The sequence below is a fragment of the Bacillus sp. AFS031507 genome (assembly GCF_002584635.1).
Lineage (GTDB): Bacteria > Bacillota > Bacilli > Bacillales > Cytobacillaceae > Neobacillus.
Genome location: NZ_NUOW01000018.1, coordinates 13,201 through 32,967, shown reverse-complemented (window position 1 = coordinate 32,967; position 19,767 = coordinate 13,201). Strand labels below are relative to the sequence as shown.

Annotated in this window: 15 protein-coding genes; 13 read left to right on the top strand and 2 right to left on the bottom strand. The window is 35.6% G+C overall.

Annotated elements, in window-relative coordinates; genetic code table 11:
- Window positions 1–53 precede the first annotated feature (53 nt).
- The 5 genes from COE25_RS18055 (at window position 54) to COE25_RS18035 (ending at window position 6,971) form a co-directional block, all read left to right on the top strand.
- A complete protein-coding gene (locus COE25_RS18055; protein WP_180247537.1) occupies window positions 54–1,325 on the top strand; it encodes a serine hydrolase in 1,272 nt (423 codons plus the stop codon).
- Window positions 1,326–1,696: 371 nt separating this feature from the next.
- Window positions 1,697–3,115 (top strand): MBOAT family O-acyltransferase, encoded by a 1,419-nt coding sequence (locus tag COE25_RS18050; protein ID WP_098933587.1) that lies wholly within the window; start codon window positions 1,697–1,699, stop codon window positions 3,113–3,115.
- 17 nt (window positions 3,116–3,132) lie between these two features.
- Window positions 3,133–4,335, top strand: a complete 1,203-nt coding sequence (locus tag COE25_RS18045; protein WP_180247536.1) for a DHHW family protein — start codon at window positions 3,133–3,135, stop codon at window positions 4,333–4,335.
- 212 nt (window positions 4,336–4,547) lie between these two features.
- Window positions 4,548–5,726, top strand: a complete 1,179-nt coding sequence (locus COE25_RS32295) for a C39 family peptidase (RefSeq protein ID WP_098933585.1) — start codon at window positions 4,548–4,550, stop codon at window positions 5,724–5,726.
- Between the two features lie 273 nt (window positions 5,727–5,999).
- Window positions 6,000–6,971 (top strand): glycosyltransferase family 2 protein, encoded by a 972-nt coding sequence (locus tag COE25_RS18035; RefSeq protein WP_180247535.1) that lies wholly within the window; start codon window positions 6,000–6,002, stop codon window positions 6,969–6,971.
- A 403-nt stretch (window positions 6,972–7,374) separates the two neighbouring features.
- Here the strand turns inward: COE25_RS18035 and COE25_RS18025 are convergent, their stop codons facing one another.
- Together COE25_RS18025 and COE25_RS18020 are read right to left on the bottom strand one after the other, a co-directional pair.
- Entirely contained in the window at window positions 7,375–7,569 is a 195-nt protein-coding gene (locus COE25_RS18025; RefSeq protein ID WP_098933582.1) for a hypothetical protein, read from the bottom strand.
- A 73-nt stretch (window positions 7,570–7,642) separates the two neighbouring features.
- Window positions 7,643–7,891: a hypothetical protein gene (locus COE25_RS18020; protein ID WP_098933581.1), complete on the bottom strand. Its 249-nt coding sequence runs from the start codon at window positions 7,889–7,891 to the stop codon at window positions 7,643–7,645.
- A 251-nt stretch (window positions 7,892–8,142) separates the two neighbouring features.
- Here COE25_RS18020 and COE25_RS18015 point away from each other — a divergent pair, with 251 nt between their 5' ends.
- From COE25_RS18015 to COE25_RS17980, 8 genes are all read left to right on the top strand, one after another.
- Window positions 8,143–11,118 carry a PA14 domain-containing protein gene (locus COE25_RS18015; RefSeq protein WP_180247534.1) on the top strand — a complete coding sequence of 992 codons (2,976 nt, stop codon included), beginning with the start codon at window positions 8,143–8,145 and terminating at the stop codon, window positions 11,116–11,118.
- A gap of 241 nt (window positions 11,119–11,359) precedes the next feature.
- Window positions 11,360–12,073, top strand: coding sequence for an IspD/TarI family cytidylyltransferase (locus COE25_RS18010; protein WP_098933579.1), 714 nt, complete (start codon window positions 11,360–11,362; stop codon window positions 12,071–12,073).
- Window positions 12,070–13,095 carry a ribitol-5-phosphate dehydrogenase gene (locus tag COE25_RS18005; protein WP_098933578.1) on the top strand — a complete coding sequence of 342 codons (1,026 nt, stop codon included), beginning with the start codon at window positions 12,070–12,072 and terminating at the stop codon, window positions 13,093–13,095. Before COE25_RS18010 ends, COE25_RS18005 begins: the two co-directional genes overlap by 4 nt.
- Window positions 13,096–13,117: 22 nt before the next feature.
- Window positions 13,118–14,284, top strand: a complete 1,167-nt coding sequence (locus COE25_RS18000; protein ID WP_180247533.1) for a CDP-glycerol glycerophosphotransferase family protein — start codon at window positions 13,118–13,120, stop codon at window positions 14,282–14,284.
- A 31-nt stretch (window positions 14,285–14,315) separates the two neighbouring features.
- Window positions 14,316–15,512, top strand: coding sequence for a CDP-glycerol glycerophosphotransferase family protein (locus COE25_RS17995; RefSeq protein WP_098933576.1), 1,197 nt, complete (start codon window positions 14,316–14,318; stop codon window positions 15,510–15,512).
- A 126-nt stretch (window positions 15,513–15,638) separates the two neighbouring features.
- A complete protein-coding gene (locus tag COE25_RS17990; RefSeq protein ID WP_098933575.1) occupies window positions 15,639–17,945 on the top strand; it encodes a bifunctional glycosyltransferase/CDP-glycerol:glycerophosphate glycerophosphotransferase in 2,307 nt (768 codons plus the stop codon).
- Between the two features lie 168 nt (window positions 17,946–18,113).
- On the top strand, window positions 18,114–18,512 hold the full coding sequence (gene tagD, locus COE25_RS17985) for a glycerol-3-phosphate cytidylyltransferase (protein WP_098933574.1): 399 nt from the start codon (window positions 18,114–18,116) through the stop codon (window positions 18,510–18,512).
- A gap of 46 nt (window positions 18,513–18,558) precedes the next feature.
- Window positions 18,559–19,707, top strand: coding sequence for a CDP-glycerol glycerophosphotransferase family protein (locus COE25_RS17980; protein WP_257208874.1), 1,149 nt, complete (start codon window positions 18,559–18,561; stop codon window positions 19,705–19,707).
- Window positions 19,708–19,767 lie beyond the last annotated feature (60 nt).

The following is a 19,767-nucleotide window of genomic DNA, read 5'->3' as shown; positions in this document are numbered from 1 at the left end:
TAATTTTGGTAAAATTTAAGAAAAAACAAATTTGGGTAAGGATGGGGAAAGCGTTGAAGGCAGGACATTTTTTAAAGGGAATTTTTATTGCATTTATTTTGTTTTCCGTAATCATGCCGAGCAAACATGCGAGTGCAGCAGAATTAACGGCACATCAGGATTTTTCAAATAAGTTATCTGTTGAACTAACTAATTACATAAAAAAATCTGGCGGGACAGTTACGCTGCAGTACCAGGATCTAGTGACGGGGGAAGTGTTCCAAATGAAGGGGAAAACCTCCGGACGGGCAGCTAGTACGATTAAACTGCCTCTCGCCCTTTATATCATGGAGCAGGCTTCTCAAGGAAAGATCAATCTAAATCAGAAACTAAAGTATAAAAGCTATCATTATTATGGCGGCAGCGGCGTCATCCAAAAACAAAAGGTAGGAACCTATTATACAATCAGAGATCTTGTCAAAAAAGCGATGATTTATAGTGATAATATTGCCTTCATTATGTTAAAGGAACGAGTGGGCCAGGGGAATTTTATCAAGTATATGAAAAGCGTTGGCGGTCAGTATGCTTATCCAAATGGACGAAATTTAACCTCTGCCAATGATTTAACGATTTATGCGAAAAGACTTTATCAATTTTCTGAGAAGAGTCCTCTTGGCAAAGAACTCGTTGGTTATTTGAAACAGACAGTCTATAATACTACTATACCACGTGGGATTAAGGGAGTTGCCGTCGCACACAAGGTGGGGATGATCCCGAATGAAAGAATCTATAATGACGCGGCCATCGTTTATGACAAAACTCCCTTTGTTTTAGCGATTATGACAAAAGGTATTTCCTATGAGAAATCACAGATGGTAATTGCTGATCTGGCAGCCATTGTGAATAAAAATCATAAAGCTAAGGCGTCAGCCAAGTATTTTAAGAGTAAAGCAGATGTGACAATCTATCAAAGTATGTCAAAAACAGCTACAATTGGAACCTTGACGAAATACCAAATCCTTTATATTATTTCGAATCAAGGCACGTGGTATGGGATCAAATTTGGTAAAGGAACAGGTTATATCGAAAAGAAATCGGTGATCGTGCTGATCAAGCAAGCACAAAGCGGCTGGGTCACGAATCAGCCGAAAACCGGTATGATTAAAATGAGAGAAAAGGCACCTATTGTCGACAAATCCACTGCAGGTAAGGTAATTGGCTATATTAATAAATATCAAGAATACTATTTTTTCAAAAAGGAAAAAGACTACTATGTTGTTGACATAGGTGGAAGAGTTGGTTATGTAGCTAGTAAATATATTACGGCTCTTAGTGTTGGCAAGTAAGTTTACCGTTTTAGCAAGAGCGAATTGGATATCTGTCAAAAGGGCTTCCGTAATGGGAGCCCTTTTAGGTTAAAAATTTATAGAAAAAACGCTAATCATATAGTTTTAGAAGTAGTGTATTCCTTTAGTGGTATATTTTTTATAAGTTAACAAATTCTATACATATCAACTAATCATTGATAAAATCTTATATGAATATTGTCAAAATTTCAGGGAGTGTGACAGAATTTGTATGAAAACTAAACAAGTCTAGACGGCATCAATCAAAACCTGACTTACAACGAAACAGTTATTAATCAAGCAAGAAACTTGTAAAATGCAGTTAAAAGCCCCAAAAGGCTTAAAAGGTACATATACGGAGGATAAGAATCGTGCTATTTAGTTCAACAGTATTTTTATTTTTATTTTTGCCTCTTACACTAACTATATATTTTTTTTCACCCAGAAAGTTAAGGAACACGGTCTTACTATTGGCAAGTTTGTTTTTTTACGCATGGGGCGAACCAAAGTTTGTGTTGTTTTTATTTCTTTCCATTCTTCTTAATTATGTTTTTGCCCTGCTAGTTGATCAAAATAGAGAGAAACGTGTATTGGTAAAGTGGGTGTTAGGCGTTACTGTCTTTGCTAATCTTTCCATTCTGATTATTTTCAAATATGCCAACTTTATTGTAGATAACATAAATAACGTGTTTGGAACGACGATTGAATTAGGCAACATCCCGTTTCCGTTAGGGATTTCCTTTTTTACGTTTCAGGGACTAAGCTATGTTATTGATGTGTACAGGAAAGACGGGAAGGCGCAAAAAAATCTGATTAACATGGCGATGTATAAAGCATTGTTTCCACAACTTATTGCAGGACCAATTGTTCGCTATGTAACGGTGGCTGACCAAATTACCGACAGAAAAGAATCGTTACCGAAATTTGCTGAAGGTACCAAAAGATTTATCATAGGGTTAGCGAAAAAAATGATTATAGCCAATAATTGCGGCTGGGTGGCAGATCAAATTTTCTCAATGCCTGCAAGTGAGTTATCTGTTGGTCTGGCGTGGATTGGTATTATTGCTTATTCCTTACAAATCTATTTTGACTTTTCGGGTTATTCCGATATGGCGATAGGTTTAGGAAAAATGTTTGGCTTTGATTTTCTTGAAAACTTTAACTATCCCTATATTTCTCGTTCGGCCACGGAATTTTGGAGAAGGTGGCATATTTCACTAAGTACGTGGTTTAAGGATTATTTATATATTCCGTTAGGCGGGAACCGCGGCGGAACCTTTAAGACCTATCGGAATTTGTTCATTGTCTGGCTGGCTACAGGGATTTGGCATGGCGCCGCATGGACATTTATTGCCTGGGGTGTTTATTACGGTGTATTGATTATGTTAGAAAAAGCCTTTTTGCTGAAATTTATAAAAAGCATTCCGCGGGTATTCCAACATCTTTATGCACTATTAGCCGTTATGATTGGCTGGGTGTTCTTCCGTGCAGAGACATTTACTTATGGGTTTAATTATCTGAAGGTTATGTTCGGTGCCAATGGAAACCCTGTCTGGGACCGCCAAGCTAGTTTTTATTTTTCACAATATGGAATCATCCTTTTGATTGCGATCATCGCTTCTATGCCTGTTATCCCTTTCATCAAAGACAGATTCTTAAAGCAGGGAACAGTCGGTGTCACAAGCAGCAGAGATCTCATTGTCACAGCAAGTTACGCTGTTATTTTCTTTTTAACGCTTGTAAGCGTGGTTTCATCCACCTTCAATCCATTTATTTATTTTCGGTTTTAATAAGTATGGAGGATATTATGAAAAAAGCTAATATACAAGGTCTCACCTTAATTACAATTTTCCTACTAACGATCTTTGGTTTCTTTATCTTTACTTTTGTAACGCCATCAAAGTCAATGTCGCTTTTAGAAAATAGAAATTTAGCACAAAGACCTGATTTAAACTCTGAAAATCTACTTACCGGTGAGTACTCCAAGCGATTTGAGCAGTATTACAATGATCAATTTCCGATGCGTGATACGTTTATCGAAACCAACAGTAGAATTAATAAGAATTTTCTTAGACAAAATATTATTGATGATGTCTATGTGTCGGATGACGGTTATTTGTTATCCAAAATAGCAGAGGGAACGTCGGCTGATGCCAAAAAAATTGCTAGTGGAATCAATGAGTTGGCCGATCGTTTAGCTAAAAAGAACATTGGTGTTTATACCGCATTAATGCCAAATAAACCGACGATGATGGAGAATAAATTTCCCTCTTATTTTCCAAGCTATGGTCAAAAAAATATGGACCTCTTATATAAGGAGCTAGATGAGAATACCCATCCGATTGACTCGCGTGCTACTTTAGAAAAACATATGAATGAGGACTATATGTTTTTCTATTCAGACCATCACTGGCAAGCTAAGGCCGCTTTTTACGCGTATCAGAACGTAATGTCTGAAATTATTGATAAGGAAAACATGAAGGATCCAATTTCGCAGTATAACGATTATTCTTGGGAATTAAAAGGCAAACCGTTCTATGGTTCAGATGCGAGGAAAACAACAAGTGCAAATGCAAAAAAGGCGGATAAAATCCTTGTTGCGGAGCTTAAGGAAAACCACAAGCCGTACGTAATGAAGTGGGGAATAAAATCACGCAGTGGCTTATACAATACGGACTTTTTAACCATGGAGGATCTGTATACAAATCGTTACCAGGCCTATTTAGGCGGAGATTTTGCGCAACTGACGATTACTAATCCGAATCAAACGAATAATAAAAAACTTTTAGTCATTAAAGATTCCTATGCCAATGCATTTGTTCAATTTTTAGTTCCTCACTATAAAGAGATACATGTATTGGATTTACGCCATTATAATAAAATGCCAATCGAGAAATATGTAGATGAAAATAAAATTGATCAAATTGTCCTGTTAAATAATATTAACTCGATTTTTGTCACTCCTGCTTTAACAAACTTTAACCATCCAGGGCAGGGTGAAAATCAATAAACAACTTTGAAAAAAAGCCCTCCATCTTAGCCTTTTGCTGAAATGGAGGGCTTTTTTCGTTGACAGGTTTTGATCAGGATGTTGTTCTTAGGCAAACTTCACCCGTATGGTATGCTTTTAACTTTTTGAATTTTGGTAAATTTATAGAAAGCCTTATAAGTGTATAATGCTATAATAATAGTATCTAAGTTTTTTTTAGGAAGGGGAAAATAATGAGTAAAAAATTATCTGTTTCTTTACTGATCCTTGTGCTTTTATTCCCTGCTTTAGGGAATTATGCTCACGCAATAAGCACGACGACACCCAATAAGTCCACTCAAAAATATGTGTATTACCCAGACACTGTAAATGGAACAAAAGGAAATAATATTAAATATATCTTGTATTTTGATACCTCCGGGTATTTGTCCCATGCTGTTTTAAAAGAAAAGGGAACGCAGCGAATTCTTGCTAGATATGTTTATTATCCCAGAACTGTTTACGGGAACCATGGGGAAAATATCAAGTATGTTTTGAACTTTAATGCCTCTGGATATGTAACCAATGCGGTTTTAAGAGAAAAACAGACGCAGCGAATTTTTTCGAGGTATGTGTATTACCCAAACACTGTGTATGGTACCCATGGGAAAAATATCAAATATGTCCTGAACTTTAATGCCTCCGGTTATGTGTCAAATGCTATATTACGAGAAAAAGGAACCCAGCGAAATCTTGCTAGATACGAGTATTATCCTAATACGGTGTATGGCACCCACGGGAAAAATATCAAGTTTAGCTATACCCTAAATAATTTAGGGTATGTAACCCAGGCTACGCAAAGAGAAAAAGGAACTCAACGCGTTCTTTCATGGTATCAATATCAAGCAAAAACGGTTTACGGGAACCATGCATCTAAGGTCAGTAGCCTTAAATTAAATGTACCCTTGATCAATCAAAGGCCAGAGCTGCCAACAGGTTGTGAAATTACGGCAGTTACAATGATGCTCCAGTATAAAGGCGTGCGTGTCGATAAAGTCACCTTAGCGAAAAAAATGCCTAGGCATTCAAGTAATCCAAACCTAGGTTATGTTGGGAATCCATTTACAAAATCAGGATGGACTATTTATCCTCCTGCCTTAATGGGATTAGTAAAGAATTATGCTGGAAGTGCCAAAAACCTAACAGGTGCTAGTAATGGAACAATAGAAAAACAATTAGTAAATAACAAACCAGTTGTTGTTTTGGTTTCACGTATGCATGGTTTTTCAGTGCATGCATTGGTGCTAACAGGATTTGATCAATCTAATTATTACTATAATGATTGCTGGACAGGGGAAAAGAATGTCAAAATCAGCAAAGCGGAATTTAATAGATTATGGGGCAACCAAAGTAAGAGGGCCATATCTTATTAATTAACAATTGCTTTATCCGGTTGTCATCCTATTCTCGTCCTTTCCAGGAATTTATGGTATTAAATACGTGAATACAAAACATAAGGCTGCCTTTTGGCGGCCTTTTTTGCGTTATAACACGGACAATCAAGATTAATACGAGATTAATACGGGAATAATACATGTAAACCGAAGTTAGGTTCTTATTGTGTTCCTTCTATTATCATGTGATACATAAAGTGAAAAAGTAATACATATAAATTTATTTTGGACTACCTTGTTGGAGGAATGGAAATGTTAAAGGTTACCGTAGCTATACCTGTTTATAACGCGGCAAGACATTTGAATGTAACACTGGATTCCTTAATGCACCAAACGATGGATGCGTCAGATTTTGAGGTCATTTGTGTGAATGATTGCTCTACAGATAATAGTAAGGAAGTTATTGAGAACTTTAGTAATTTAATGAGTAACATTGTTCTCATTGATCGGGAGAATAATTCAGGAGGCCCAATGATTCCACGAAACGATGCGATAGATGCTGCTCGTGGTGAATATATTCTTTTCCTGGACAATGACGATTTCCTAGGAGAAGAAGCGCTTGAACGCCTTTATATAGAAGCAAAAAAAAATCAGTCCGATGTCATTTATGGCAAGTATGTTGGTATCAATGGGCGTAAAGTACCTGGGTCTATGTTTAAAAAAGGGAACCGTCCGAAGGCTGATATTATCAAAGATAATTTAGTTAACTCTTTAGCACCTCACAAGATGTTTAAGCTCTCTTTTCTGAGACAAAATGATTTTAGATTCCATCCAAAGGCTGTAGTGGGTGAAGATCAGCTTTTTGTCATGCAATGCTATGTGACAGCTAAGGTTATTACCGTACTCGCAGATTATCATTATTACTTCGTTGTATCGCGTGGGAAGGAGAATCTGAGTGTAAAGTATTTCCCTGCAGAGCAATTCTTTTTTTCCTTTAATCGTCTCATGGAATTTTTACATGAATGTAACCATGATGAATCATATAAAACAACATTAAAGATTGCTTTCTTAAACCGATTTCTACATGCCAGCCGTTTACGCGGGCATCTATTAACATCTCGGTTAACACACGAACAAAAAATAGACTGGTTAAGTGAAACCAAAAGGTTTATTGACAACCATGTGGATGACAGCTTACTTACTTCTCTAGAACCTCGGTTCCATTACTTTATGGAAGTGGCAAAAGAAAATGATATTCATAAACTGGCTTCAGTCCAAATATAGAATCCTTATTCTGGACATGAGAGGAATACAGAAAAAATATAGAGGTGACCACCATGTGGAAAATGAAAACAAAACGGGCAAATGTAATCACTTATACTAGACCTTCCATTAAATCTATACCAGCCAATCACTATGAAATACCTGGGCAGGAGCACATTGTTTATCCATGTATAAAAGGTTGGTTTGAGATCAGGCGAGTCGATAAAGATAATATAAAGACCGTAGAATTTATTCGGAAAGAAGATATCCGGTACAGTACGGAATATTTGATCTTTGTTATGAAAGAAAAAGCCAGACGTCTAATGAGAATTAAACCTCTAACAATAAAATTTCTTAGAAGTGCAATGATAAAAAGCAAAAGGTGAGGAATACTATACTCCTCACCGACTTCAAAAAACTCAACTCAAATTTCATCTGTTTGTAATAAATGAAGGACAGGATCTAAGGGCATTATATTGCCAGTATCTCCATTTTCATCTCCATCGTCATCCTCATCATTCCATTCAGAAATACTATTATATTCAATACAATCCTCACAAAAACCATTTATTAAGTAGTATGAAATATCCTCCCGTCCGCAATCAGCACATAGTGCCATAGTACCACCTTCTATTTCAGTTTACTTTGTATAATATTTTGTCCTAAAATTTATTAATCATACTAAGTAGACATTATTTATTAACTTGGGAATCCTTTTCCATAGCCCTTAACATCCAGTCATCAGCCCTTTTTCTTAGCCAGTGTAGATCTTCATTGGCCTCAAGCCATTTATCTTTGAGGAGCTGATTTTGTTGTATCATTTCATCAATAATGGATATCAAACTTAGTCCCATTGCTCTTATTTTTTCGACGGAAGTATCCTGATCAACAGTTTCAAAAAAAATTCTTATTCTTTGAATTTCCAACATTTGATTACTCATACCTTCCACCTCTTTCTAGGATTATCTATAACTTATTCGATAGTAATTAATAAATGTACATAAAATTTACCATTTTAACTGAACATTCCCCAGCTGGGACATATCTCCAGTTGTTATGATAGGCCTTTTTTACTATATTTATATTATGTATTAACATTTCTATGAAACTTTAAGATAATAGTTTATATATCTACAAAAAAATTATTTAGGAGGGCTTAAAAATCAAATTTCGACAATTGAATATTCCATTAGTGATATTCTTTCTTGGATTCTTCGGATTATTTTTTATAAATGATGAAACCGCTAAGGCCGAGGATGGAGCGTGGAAAGCTACTTTCTACCCCAGAATTGATTTTACAGGAACTGGGATAACTAAAACATATACAAATGTAAAATTCGATTGGAAGGCGAATTCGCCTGATCCAAAAATTCCAACAGACAATTTCTCGGCAGTATTTGAGAAAACGGTAACCATCTCAAGTCCAGGGAAATATCGCCTAACAGGAAAAGCTGATGATGGGGTATGGATTTATGTAGATGGGAAGAAAAGGATAGATTTTTGGAGTGACGGCGTACATTCTATTAATAAAGAAATCTATTTAACAGCAGGTACTCATACGCTAAAGGTTCAATATTATGAAAAAAAGTGGAGCGCTGCGCTAGCCATTGATTTGGTAAAACTTCCTGAAAGTATTGGGTCAGATTCGTGGTCAGCAGAATTTTATCCGTCAGCTGATTTTTCTGGGAGTCCAGTAAAGAAATTTTATCCAACCTTAAACTTTCAATGGGGGAGCGGACCACCAATTTCGGGTATTCCATCTGACCATTTTACTGCTGTATTTAAAAAACAAGTAAAGGTAGCTAAATCTGGCAATTACAGATTAGCAGGCAAGGCAGATGATGGAGTGCGTGTCTACGTCGATGGTACCAAAAAAGTTGATAAGTGGAAGTCGGGAATTAATCCATTTAGTCAAGATGTTTATCTAACAGCTGGTAACCATACTATATTAATAGAATATCTTGAAGACAAATATAGTTCTTCTTTTGCATTTAACATTGAAGAAGTAGTGGATACAATCCCACCAGAAGAAGTCGATACAATCCCAGTTGATAAATGGAGTGCCAGATTTTATCCGTCCAGGGATTTTACAGGGACACCTATAAAGAAAGAATATAATGAATTACAATTTTCTTGGGGTGGCGGTTCACCAGATTCCAAGATCCCAACGGATAATTTCTCAGGTATTTTTGAAAGAAATTATGTTGTGGATGAAACAGGGGATTATAAAATCGTAGGAAAAGCCGACGATGGTGCAAGAGTGTATATTGACGGAATCCGTTATGTGGATAAATGGACAGATGGCGTGAATTACATTGATGTTCCGATTACGCTAGTGCCTGGGACCCATACCGTTAAAGTCGAGTATTATGATTCAAAATATAGCGCTTCATTGAATTTAAATTTAGAACCAATTAAACAAGAGAATGAAACGATTGATCCAACTAAGTGGAAAGCAACTTATTATCCATCAAAGGATTTTACAGGTACCCCATTAATAAAAGTTTATGATGAATTACAATTTTCTTGGGGAAATGGCTCGCCAGATCCTATGCTCCCAACTGATGGTTTCTCTGGAACCTTTGAAAAACAATATGTTGTGACGAAACCTGGAAAATATAGATTCATAGGAAAAGCAGATGATGGTGTACGAGTTTATGTAGACGGAGTACTCAATGTCGATAAATGGAAAGATGGCGTGAATATCATCGATGATCCAGTAACTCTAACGACGGGTACCCATACCATTAAGGTTGAGTATTATGATTCTAAATATAGTGCCACGATAAAATTAGATCTCATTGAAGATTTTTGGGAAGCGAAATTCTATCCTAGCAATAGTTTTATAGGGACTCCTGTTCAAAAAACGTTTGATGATCTGGATTTTTATTGGAGTGGATCTCCTATAACCAATATCCCAGCAGATAATTTTTCCGCTGTTTTTGAAAAAAAGGTGTATATCGCAAAATTAAGTAATTATAAACTTTCAGGTAAAGCCGATGATGGCATACGTATTTATGTTGATGGTGTACGTAAAGTGGATAGCTGGAAGGACGGGGTTAATAATTATAGTTCTTCCCCCCAACAATTGTCGGAAGGGATTCACACCATTAAGGTTGAGTATTATGACAGTAAGTATAGTGCCTCATTAGTAGTGAACTTAAGTGAGGTTATTAAGAAAACCACTACTCAATATACCAATTATGATATTTCATTAGGAGAACTTCTTAATAAACAAATTGGTGTATCACAAACTGATAAAAAATATGATGCTTATGTAAGAAGTGACTTGCTAACAGTCAATGCCTCGACGCCAAATGTGGGTGTTGTAAACACTGATAGTACAAATGTGAGAGGTATACCAGTTAATGGCTGGATCCTTGGAGAATTAGATAAAAATGAACAAGTGACAATCTATTCCAAAACCATGCAAAGCGATGGATATTATTGGTATAAGATTAATTATAATGAAACATGGGTTAATCCAAGTCCAACGGATATTAGCTACTATATTAACCCTACCAATTTTGGAATTGGCACTTCAAGTTATTATCAATTTCTTAAGCTTTCCGAAATGGCTGGAGCAGATGCGTACGAAGTGAATCAAAAAATATTGACCAATAAAGGAATTCTTACAGGAAAAGGACAAGTTTTTGTTAATGCAGGAGCACTGTATAACATCAATGAAATTTACTTGATTTCCCATGCGCTGCTTGAAACAGGCAATGGCAGTTCTTCGTTAGCAAAAGGGGTTAAGGTCAAGAAAAAGCTGGATAGTAATGGGAATCCTGTCATTGATCCTGCTACAGGAGAAGAAGAGATTACCGAAATAGCAAGTGATGCAGCCTCCTATGATGCGATCGTTTATAATATGTATGGTGTTGGTGCTTTTGATAAGTGTCCGCTTCATTGTGGAGCAAGAAGGGCATTTAATCAGGGCTGGACTACACCGGATAAAGCGATTGTGGGTGGGGCAAAATTCGTTGCCTTGAATTATATTGATCAAGGGCAGGACACGCTTTATAAAATGAAATGGAATCCTGCAGCTCCAGGTACACATCAATATGCAACTGACATTGGCTGGGCTGTGAAACAAACACCTAACATTTTTAATCTTTATAGTTTACTAGATAGCTATACTTTAGTTTTTGATGTACCTAAGTATTAAGTCCTAAAAAATGAAGTGGAAGATTTCTTCCCTTCTTTTTTTTTGCAATAAAGACACGGATCTAGAATCTTACCTCGCTTGAAAATGTATTTGAAAGAGTGTATAGTTTTAATTGAGTTTTTGTCAAGAAATTTGTCGTTTTTTGTTAATTAGGATGAAGAGTGGTACGGTTAATTATGTATCTTTTAATAATAAAGTTACTTTAAATTAAGCATGTTAAGTATGATAAGGAGTGTGGACCATGATTTTTGCAGAAATTCTTGCCGGAGGAAAAGGAACAAGAATGGGTAATATTAATATGCCCAAGCAGTTTTTAACTTTAAATAGTAAACCTATCATTATACATACAATTGAAAAGTTTATCCTGAATGATCGTTTTGAGAAGATCCTAGTCGTTACGCCGAAAGAATGGGTTAATCATGCCAAAGATATTATTAATAAATATATTGGAAAAGACGCCAGGATTGTTGTGATTGAAGGCGGAAAAGATCGCAATGAATCCATCATGAGCGGCATCCGCTATATCGAAAAAAACTTTGGAATTAACGATGATGATGTGATTATTACCCATGATTCTGTAAGACCATTTCTAACTCATCGAATTATTGAAGAGAATATTGAAGCGGCCATTAAGTTTGGGGCTGTTGATACAGTGATCGAGGCGATTGATACGATTATCCAATCTGAGGATGGAGAATTTATCTCAAACATTCCGGTAAGGGATACTATGTATCAGGGACAAACTCCACAAAGCTTTAATATCAAGAAATTGGTTACTTATTATAATGCACTAACCGAGGAACAAAAAATGATTCTTACGGATGCATGTAAAATTTGCGCGCTTGCAGGTGAAAAGGTTAAGCTTGTCAAGGGTGAATTATTTAATATAAAGGTAACAACCCCATATGATTTGAAGGTAGCTAATGCAATCCTACAAGAGAGGGTTTCACGATGATTAATCAAGTGTATCGCTTAGTGTCGCCACGACAGTTTGAAGTGACTTATAAAGATCGTTCCATTCAGTCCGATAAAATTGTAGTGCGTCCCACTCATCTCTCCATATGTGCGGCTGACCAAAGGTATTACACCGGCACACGTGGAAAAGAAGCAATGGCAAAGAAACTGCCAATGGCACTAATTCATGAGGGGATTGGTAAAGTGGTTTATGATCCAAATAATGAGTTTGCACCTGGAACCCGGGTCGTGATGGTGCCGAATACCCCAACTGAAAATGATGAAGTCATTGCAGAAAATTACTTGCGATCGAGTAAATTTCGTTCAAGTGGTTACGACGGATTTATGCAGGACTATGTTTTTCTTCACAGGGATCGGATTGTTCCATTACCAGAAGAAATTGATCCATCGGTTGCGGCTTTTATGGAATTAATCACCATCAGTATGCATGCCTTGGTGCGCTTTGAGGCAAAAGCCCATGCTCGAAAAAATACGTTCGGGGTATGGGGAGATGGGAATTTAGGTTATATAACCACGCTGATTTTAAAGAAACGCTATCCTGATAGCAAGGTGTATATTTTTGGAAAAACAAAATATAAAATGGATCATTTTTCGTTTGTTGATGAAGCGTATCAAATTGATGAAATTCCGGATGATTTACGGATTGATCATGGATTTGAATGTGTTGGCGGGCATGGCAGCCAATCTGCGATTAATCAAATGATTGATTATATTAATCCAGAGGGATCTATTTGTATACTCGGTGTCTCTGAATATCCTGTTGAAATAAACACTAGAATGATTCTAGAAAAAGGTCTTACGATGATTGGCAGCAGTCGAAGTGGACGAACTGATTTTGTCAACACTGTAAATTTCATGGTTGAGCACCCGGAAGTGGTCGAGTATTTTGGCATGCTGATTGGAGAAGTTCACCAAATAAAGAACATCCAAGATATTATTGATGCATTTGAAAAAGACCTGACAAACTCTTGGGGAAAAACCATTCTCGAATGGAAAATATAAAATAAAAAAGGCAGGCATGGCGATGTATCTACTGAGAATTTTTCCAACAATTATGGTGAAGGGATTCATTCAGATGATCTTTTACCTGTCATGCCTTCTTTTTAAAGTAAATAATGAAAAGGTCACCTTTGCTTCCTATCGGGCCACGGAGATTCAGGGAAATCTCTATTATATTTATAAGGAATTACACGGAAGATATCCCAATTGGACATGTAATTTTCTTTTTAAAAAGTATAGCAGCTCATTACTAGGCAAATTCCACTATGTTCTACATATGGTTAAAGCGAGTTATCATTTAGCAACATCCCGTTATTTTATCATCGACGACTATTATTTCCCCGTTTATGTGATAAAACCTCGACAGGGAATGGACATTATTCAGCTTTGGCATGCAGCAGGTGCATTCAAGAAATTTGGCTTAAGCACCGTAGATAAAGAATTTGGTCCCAGTTCAGATTATTTAAAACATGTTAAGGTTCATTCAAATTATTCTAAAGTATTTGTGAGTTCCTCGGAAGTCATTCCTTTTTATGCTGAAGCCTTCGATATGCCATCCTCAAGGATATTCCCATTAGGTGTACCGAGAACAGATTATTTTTTTAATAAACGAGAGCAGTTCAGATTGATGGGCGAATTACAGAGTGAATTTCCTGAGATTCAGGGGAGAAAGATTATCTTATATGCTCCTACCTTTAGAGGGAAAAGTCATTATCAAGAATCATTTCACTGTCCTATCGATTTTTCAGCTATGAGGGAAACTCTCGGAGATGAATATGTACTACTGATTCATTTACATCCATATATGCGTTCGGACATCACTATTAAGGATGAAGATAAAGGTTTTGTCTTTCATGTAAAGGAAAAATTCAACATCGAACAATTACTAGTTCTAGCGGATATTCTTTTAACAGATTATTCATCGGTTATTTTTGATTATAGTTTATTAGTCAGGCCAATTGCTTTTATTGCTGATGACCTTGAAGAGTATATAAGGGAACGAGATTTTTATTTTCCTTTCCTGTCATTTATTCCAGGGCCGTTCTTTCATCAAACTCAAGATCTGATTGAATGGATCCAACAAGATGAATTTGATCTGAAAAAAATTGAGCAATTTAGAAATCGTTTTTTTACATACTTTGATGGAAAAACAAGTAAAAGAATCGTAGATAATTTAATTGAAAAAAGCTAGATCGCATAAATTTTCCAGTAGGAGATTAATAATGTTAAAAAATAAAATGGAAAACCAAGCGGAAAGTAAAGGAAACAGCTCTCAATATAGTCTTGTTTACCGTTTTTTCCGTAAAGTTATTTTTCGTTTGCTTTACCTATTTTTTTGCCTATTTCCGTTAAATAAAAAAAAAATATTATTTGCATCAGATAGCCGAACCGATTTAAGTGGTAACTTTGAATTTGTTTATCAGACATTAAAAAGAAAAAATGTAAATTACCAATACCATTTTTTTTTAAAAGAGAGTACGCGGGCTTATAAAACCTATTGGGAAATGGTTCGTTTAGCTTTTCATCTGGCAACGGCAAAATTTATTTTGTTGGATGATTTTTATCCGATGGTCTATCCATTAAAGATACGGAAAGGTGCCGATCTTATCCAGTTATGGCATGCAGTCGGTGCGTTTAAAACCTTTGGATACAGCCGTGTAGGTCTTCCAGGCGGTCCAGACCCTCATTCTTTGAGTCACCGCAATTACACGAAGGTAATCGTAAGTTCGGAGAATGTGGCAAAGCATTATGCTGAAGGCTTTGGGATTAGTGAAAATCGGGTCTTTGCAACTGGGATACCAAGAACGGATGTCTTTTTTGATCAAGCTTACCAAGTGAAGGTTAAAGAAGAATTATACAGAAAGTATCCCATTTTATCGAAAAAAAAAGTCATTATGTTTGCACCGACCTTTCGAGGGGCCGGCCAGCAGTCTGCCTATTATCCGAAGGATTATCTTCATTTAGAAAAACTTTATCATGCCTTACATGATGAGTATGTTTTTCTATTTAAAATGCATCCATTTGTAAAAGACTATTGGCAAATCCCTGAAGAATATAAAGATTTTTTCTACGACATTTCACATTATCGGGAAATTAATGATTTATTATTTATCTCAGATCTATTAATAACCGATTACTCCTCTGTTTGCTTTGAGTTTGCATTATTAAATAAACCGATGATTTTCTATTCTCCAGATGTAGAGGAATATATAGCAACACGAGATTTTTATTATAAATATGATTCATTTATCCCTGGCCCATTAGCAAGGACATTAGATGAATTAATTGAAACCATTCAAAATAAAGACTTCAAAATGGAAAAAATCGAGACATTTGTTGATTACTTTTTTGATCATACGGATGGAAAATCAAGCGATCGTGTTGTAGACCAACTCATCGTAGATACTGATTCCAAATAAAGTGGAATTTTATCCCTATTCTTTTATTTAAATCATAAAAGAGGAAAATGATGTTAATAATAGTTAAAAAAGATGAGCGTTTTAAAAAATGGTGCTTTGTTTTTTTTACAACAGAGGAGATATTATATGAGTAAACTTCAATATATCATTCATCCTGAATTAGAAGATGTGAAGGTAAGTATAATTACCCCAGTTTTTAATGTGGAAGAATATATTACGGAGACATTGGAGTCTCTTGTCAACCAGACGTTAGATCACATTGAAATTATTATGGTTGATGATGGGTCAAGTGACCGAAGTCCAGAAATCATTGAGGAATTTGCAAATAAATACGGAAATATTGTCTTTATTAAACAAGAAAATTCAGGACCAGGGGTAGCGCGGAACAATGGTTTAGAAGTAGCAAGAGGTGAATTCATTAGTTTTGTTGATTCAGATGACCTCTTACCACTTGATGCCTTAGAAACCATGTATAATAGTGGGTTAAAAGAAAAGGCAGATATCGTTTTAGGAACTTCTTTAAGCTTCAATAGTACAGAAACATGGTTTATCGCTAGTCACGTGAATAATGGTGTATACGTTCCAGGTGAAAAGAGCCTCGTCTCCAATCCAGGGTTACTATTCTCACTGGGACCGTGCAATAAGCTTTACCATTCTAAAATCGTAAAAGGAATACGGTTTCCTGCTGATATTCATGTAACTGAGGATCAGCCATTTGTGATTGAAGCCTATATGAAGGCAAATAAAATATATACAGTTGATAAAATCATTTATAAATATCGGTCTAGGGAAGCGGAGGAGAATTTATCCTTATCACAAACTGTGCGCGTGAATTCTGTAAAGGTTTTAACCGATATTTTTAAAAGTTTACGTATTTCTGATCAATTATGGGATAAATATATTTCAAATCAACATACCCGATTTGCTTTAAAGAAAAGTTATTATACCAGAATTATTTCAGCAGACATTTGGCCTGCTATTCGAAGTGCGCTTGTAAGCAAGGATCAAAAAACTCAAATAGAATCATTTACCCTGGTTTTGGAGTGGGTGAAAACTTTAGATTATCATTTATTTAATCAGATTCCGTCGTTACATAGAGTGATGACCTATGAAATTGCAGATCGGTATAAACTGGTTAGTCCAGCTGCCAAAAAACTGTATCTACAATGGTTAAAGGTTTGTTTCTCAAAACTGGATCCAGGTTCTTTACATGCATTAGAGACTTCGAAAAAACAAAAAGTGTTCATGGCGGTTAAGAAAGCATGGAAAAGAAATAATCTTTCCCCGATCTTTTTCTATCTAGTAAAAGTTAAATTTAAAAAAATAAAAACCAAGGTAAAAACGGCCCTTGTCCGGCGGGTGGCTTTTCCATTTTTTAGCACCCTGCCTGTACAAAAGAAAATTACGATGGCGACCAACAAATTTCCGAGATTAACGGATTCGTTTGAGCATATTTATGATGAATTAATTAGTCAGCGCCCAGATTACAAAATTAGAGGTCATTTCAAGAAAAAGCGAAATTTCAGGGATTTCTGTAGACTGTATTATGATATCGCGACTTCCCGTTATTTAATCTTAGATGATTATTATCGTCCATTATATAAGCTTCGTGTGCGCAAGCAAACGGAAGTGATTCAAACATGGCATGCAGCTGGTGCTTTTAAGAAATTTGGCCATAGTGCCGTAGGGTATCGTGAAAGTAATTCCACCCAATTTGAACGAAGTGCTCATCAAATTTATACAAAAGCAGTAGTTACAAGTAAAGAGATTATTCCTCACTATGCTGAGGCATTTGAAGTGCCGGAAGAAAATATTTACCCATTAGGATTGCCGCGAACAGATGTCTTTTTTGATAAGGAATTAATGGAATTCGTTCACCAGCGATATCTGGGAACCTATCCACAGCTTAAAAATAAAAAAGTGATTACCTATGCTCCCACGTTTAGAGGTGGTCCAGGTAAGCGGGCTAATTTTAATATTAAATTGGATTTAGTAAAAATGGCTGAAGAACTTTCAGATGAATATGTACTGATATTAAAGCTTCATCCATCTGTTACCAAAAAAGTTCAAATACCAGAGGAAGCAGCAGACTTTGTTATAAATATGAGTTCGAATGAAATAAATAATGTATTAATGAATACGGATATCTTAATTAGTGATTATTCATCTTTAGTTTTTGAATTCTCTTTATTGGAACGACCAATGATTTTCTTCGCATATGACCTTGATGAGTATCTCGAAGATCGTGGTTTTTACTATGAATACTCTGACTTTGTTCCAGGGCCAATTGTAAAAACTACTGACGAGGTTATCAAAACGGTGAAAGAAAACCAGTTTGATTTTAAAAAGATTGAAAGCTTTAAACATCGATTCTTCGATGATCTTGACGGAGAATCTGCAAAAAGATTTGTGGATATACTAATAAAACCATGATAGTAAATATCATGGTTTTATTTTTAAATAGACCGAACGTGAATCCTTTCACTAGTGTTTGAAATAAAAACTAGTGGGATATATAATGGGAAATGGATTGTTTTTCTGCAAGAGTTTTCAGGTGGTGAATAAACGCTGCAATGAAAACTCGGTGAGGAGTTGAAAAGAATGAAAAAGGTATTAACGTACGGGACTTTTGATTTGCTCCATGTTGGTCATATCAATATATTAAGAAAAGCTAAGGAATTAGGAGATTTTCTAATCGTTGGTCTATCAACAGATGAATTTAATATCGAAAAGAATAAAAAAGCCTACTATAGTTATCAGGACCGACAATTAATTTTGGAGTCAATTCGCTATGTTGACCACGTCATTCCGGAATCCTGCTGGGAACAAAAGATCCAGGACGTAATTGACCATAATATTGATGTCTTTGTAATGGGTGATGATTGGAAAGGTCATTTTGATTTTCTAAAAAGGTATTGTGAAGTGGTTTATTTGCCAAGAACTACCGGTATCTCAACCTCCAAAATTAAATCCGATTTAAATTATGTGAAAAATGATTAGAGAAATTGTCATATCCATTTATTTGTTTATATTTAAGTGCTTTTTTATGATTTGTAAGGCATTCCCATTAAAAAATAAGGTCACCTTTCTGGTTTCCTTTGGGGATAATGCCAAATATGTGTACGAGGAAATCCTTCACCAGAATATACAACAAGAAATTGTCTTTTTATGTAAGGGTTCTTCACTTTCACTTTTTAAGAAATATCCTGCTCTTCCTGTCATTCCATTTGAAACATCGTTTATCGATCTATTGCGTTCTATCTATCACCTCGCTACTTCCAAAAAAATTATTATTGATAACTATTTTGGGGTTTTGGCTTCAACTAATTTTAAAACGGGTGTGGAATGTATCCAGCTTTGGCACGCAGCAGGTGCGATTAAAAAGTTTGGACTGGCGGATGAGTCCAATGTCAATCGTAGTAATAGGGCTCATAAGCGATTTCTACGAGTTTACGAAAAATTTCATAAGGTGGTTGTTGGGTCAGACAAAATGGCTGATATTTTTAAACAGGTATTTGCCCTAAAGGATCAAAACATTCTTCGAACAGGAATACCGAGAACTGACTTTTTTTTTGATGAGAACAAACATAAAGCAATTATTTCTAAATTAATAGATGAGAATCCTGAATTAACATCCAAAAAGGTGATCTTGTATGCCCCAACATACAGGGATCATCAATTAGATCAATTTGAATTAAAATTGGATTTAGAAAAAATGTATCAGGAGCTCAGTGATGAATATGTTTTGTTGCTCCGTTTCCATCCTGCGATAAAAAGTTCATTAGAAAACAATGAATTATATTCTAATTTTGTTTATGATTATTCATCCTCAAGTTATGATGTTAATGAACTGTTACTTATCACTGACTTGCTGATTACAGATTATTCTTCCATACCATATGAATTTTCATTATTAAATAAACCCATGATCTTTTTTACTTATGATATAGAACAATACAAAGTGGAAAGAGGATTGTGGGAGGATTTTGAAGAGACCGTTCCAGGTCCGATCACGAAACATACGGATGAAATCATTACGATTATTACAGATAACTTATTTGATTATCAGAAGGTTACCAGTTTTTCTGACATTTGGAATAAATATTCAAACGGGATATCCAGCCAGAAGCTCGTAGATTACATTTTTAAAGAATCACAAAGCGACTCGTATCAAAGGGATAAGAACTCAAACTAACTACATATGTCTAATTGCGTTAGAATTTATCCTTTTTTTATGGTAAAATGTTATGGTCTT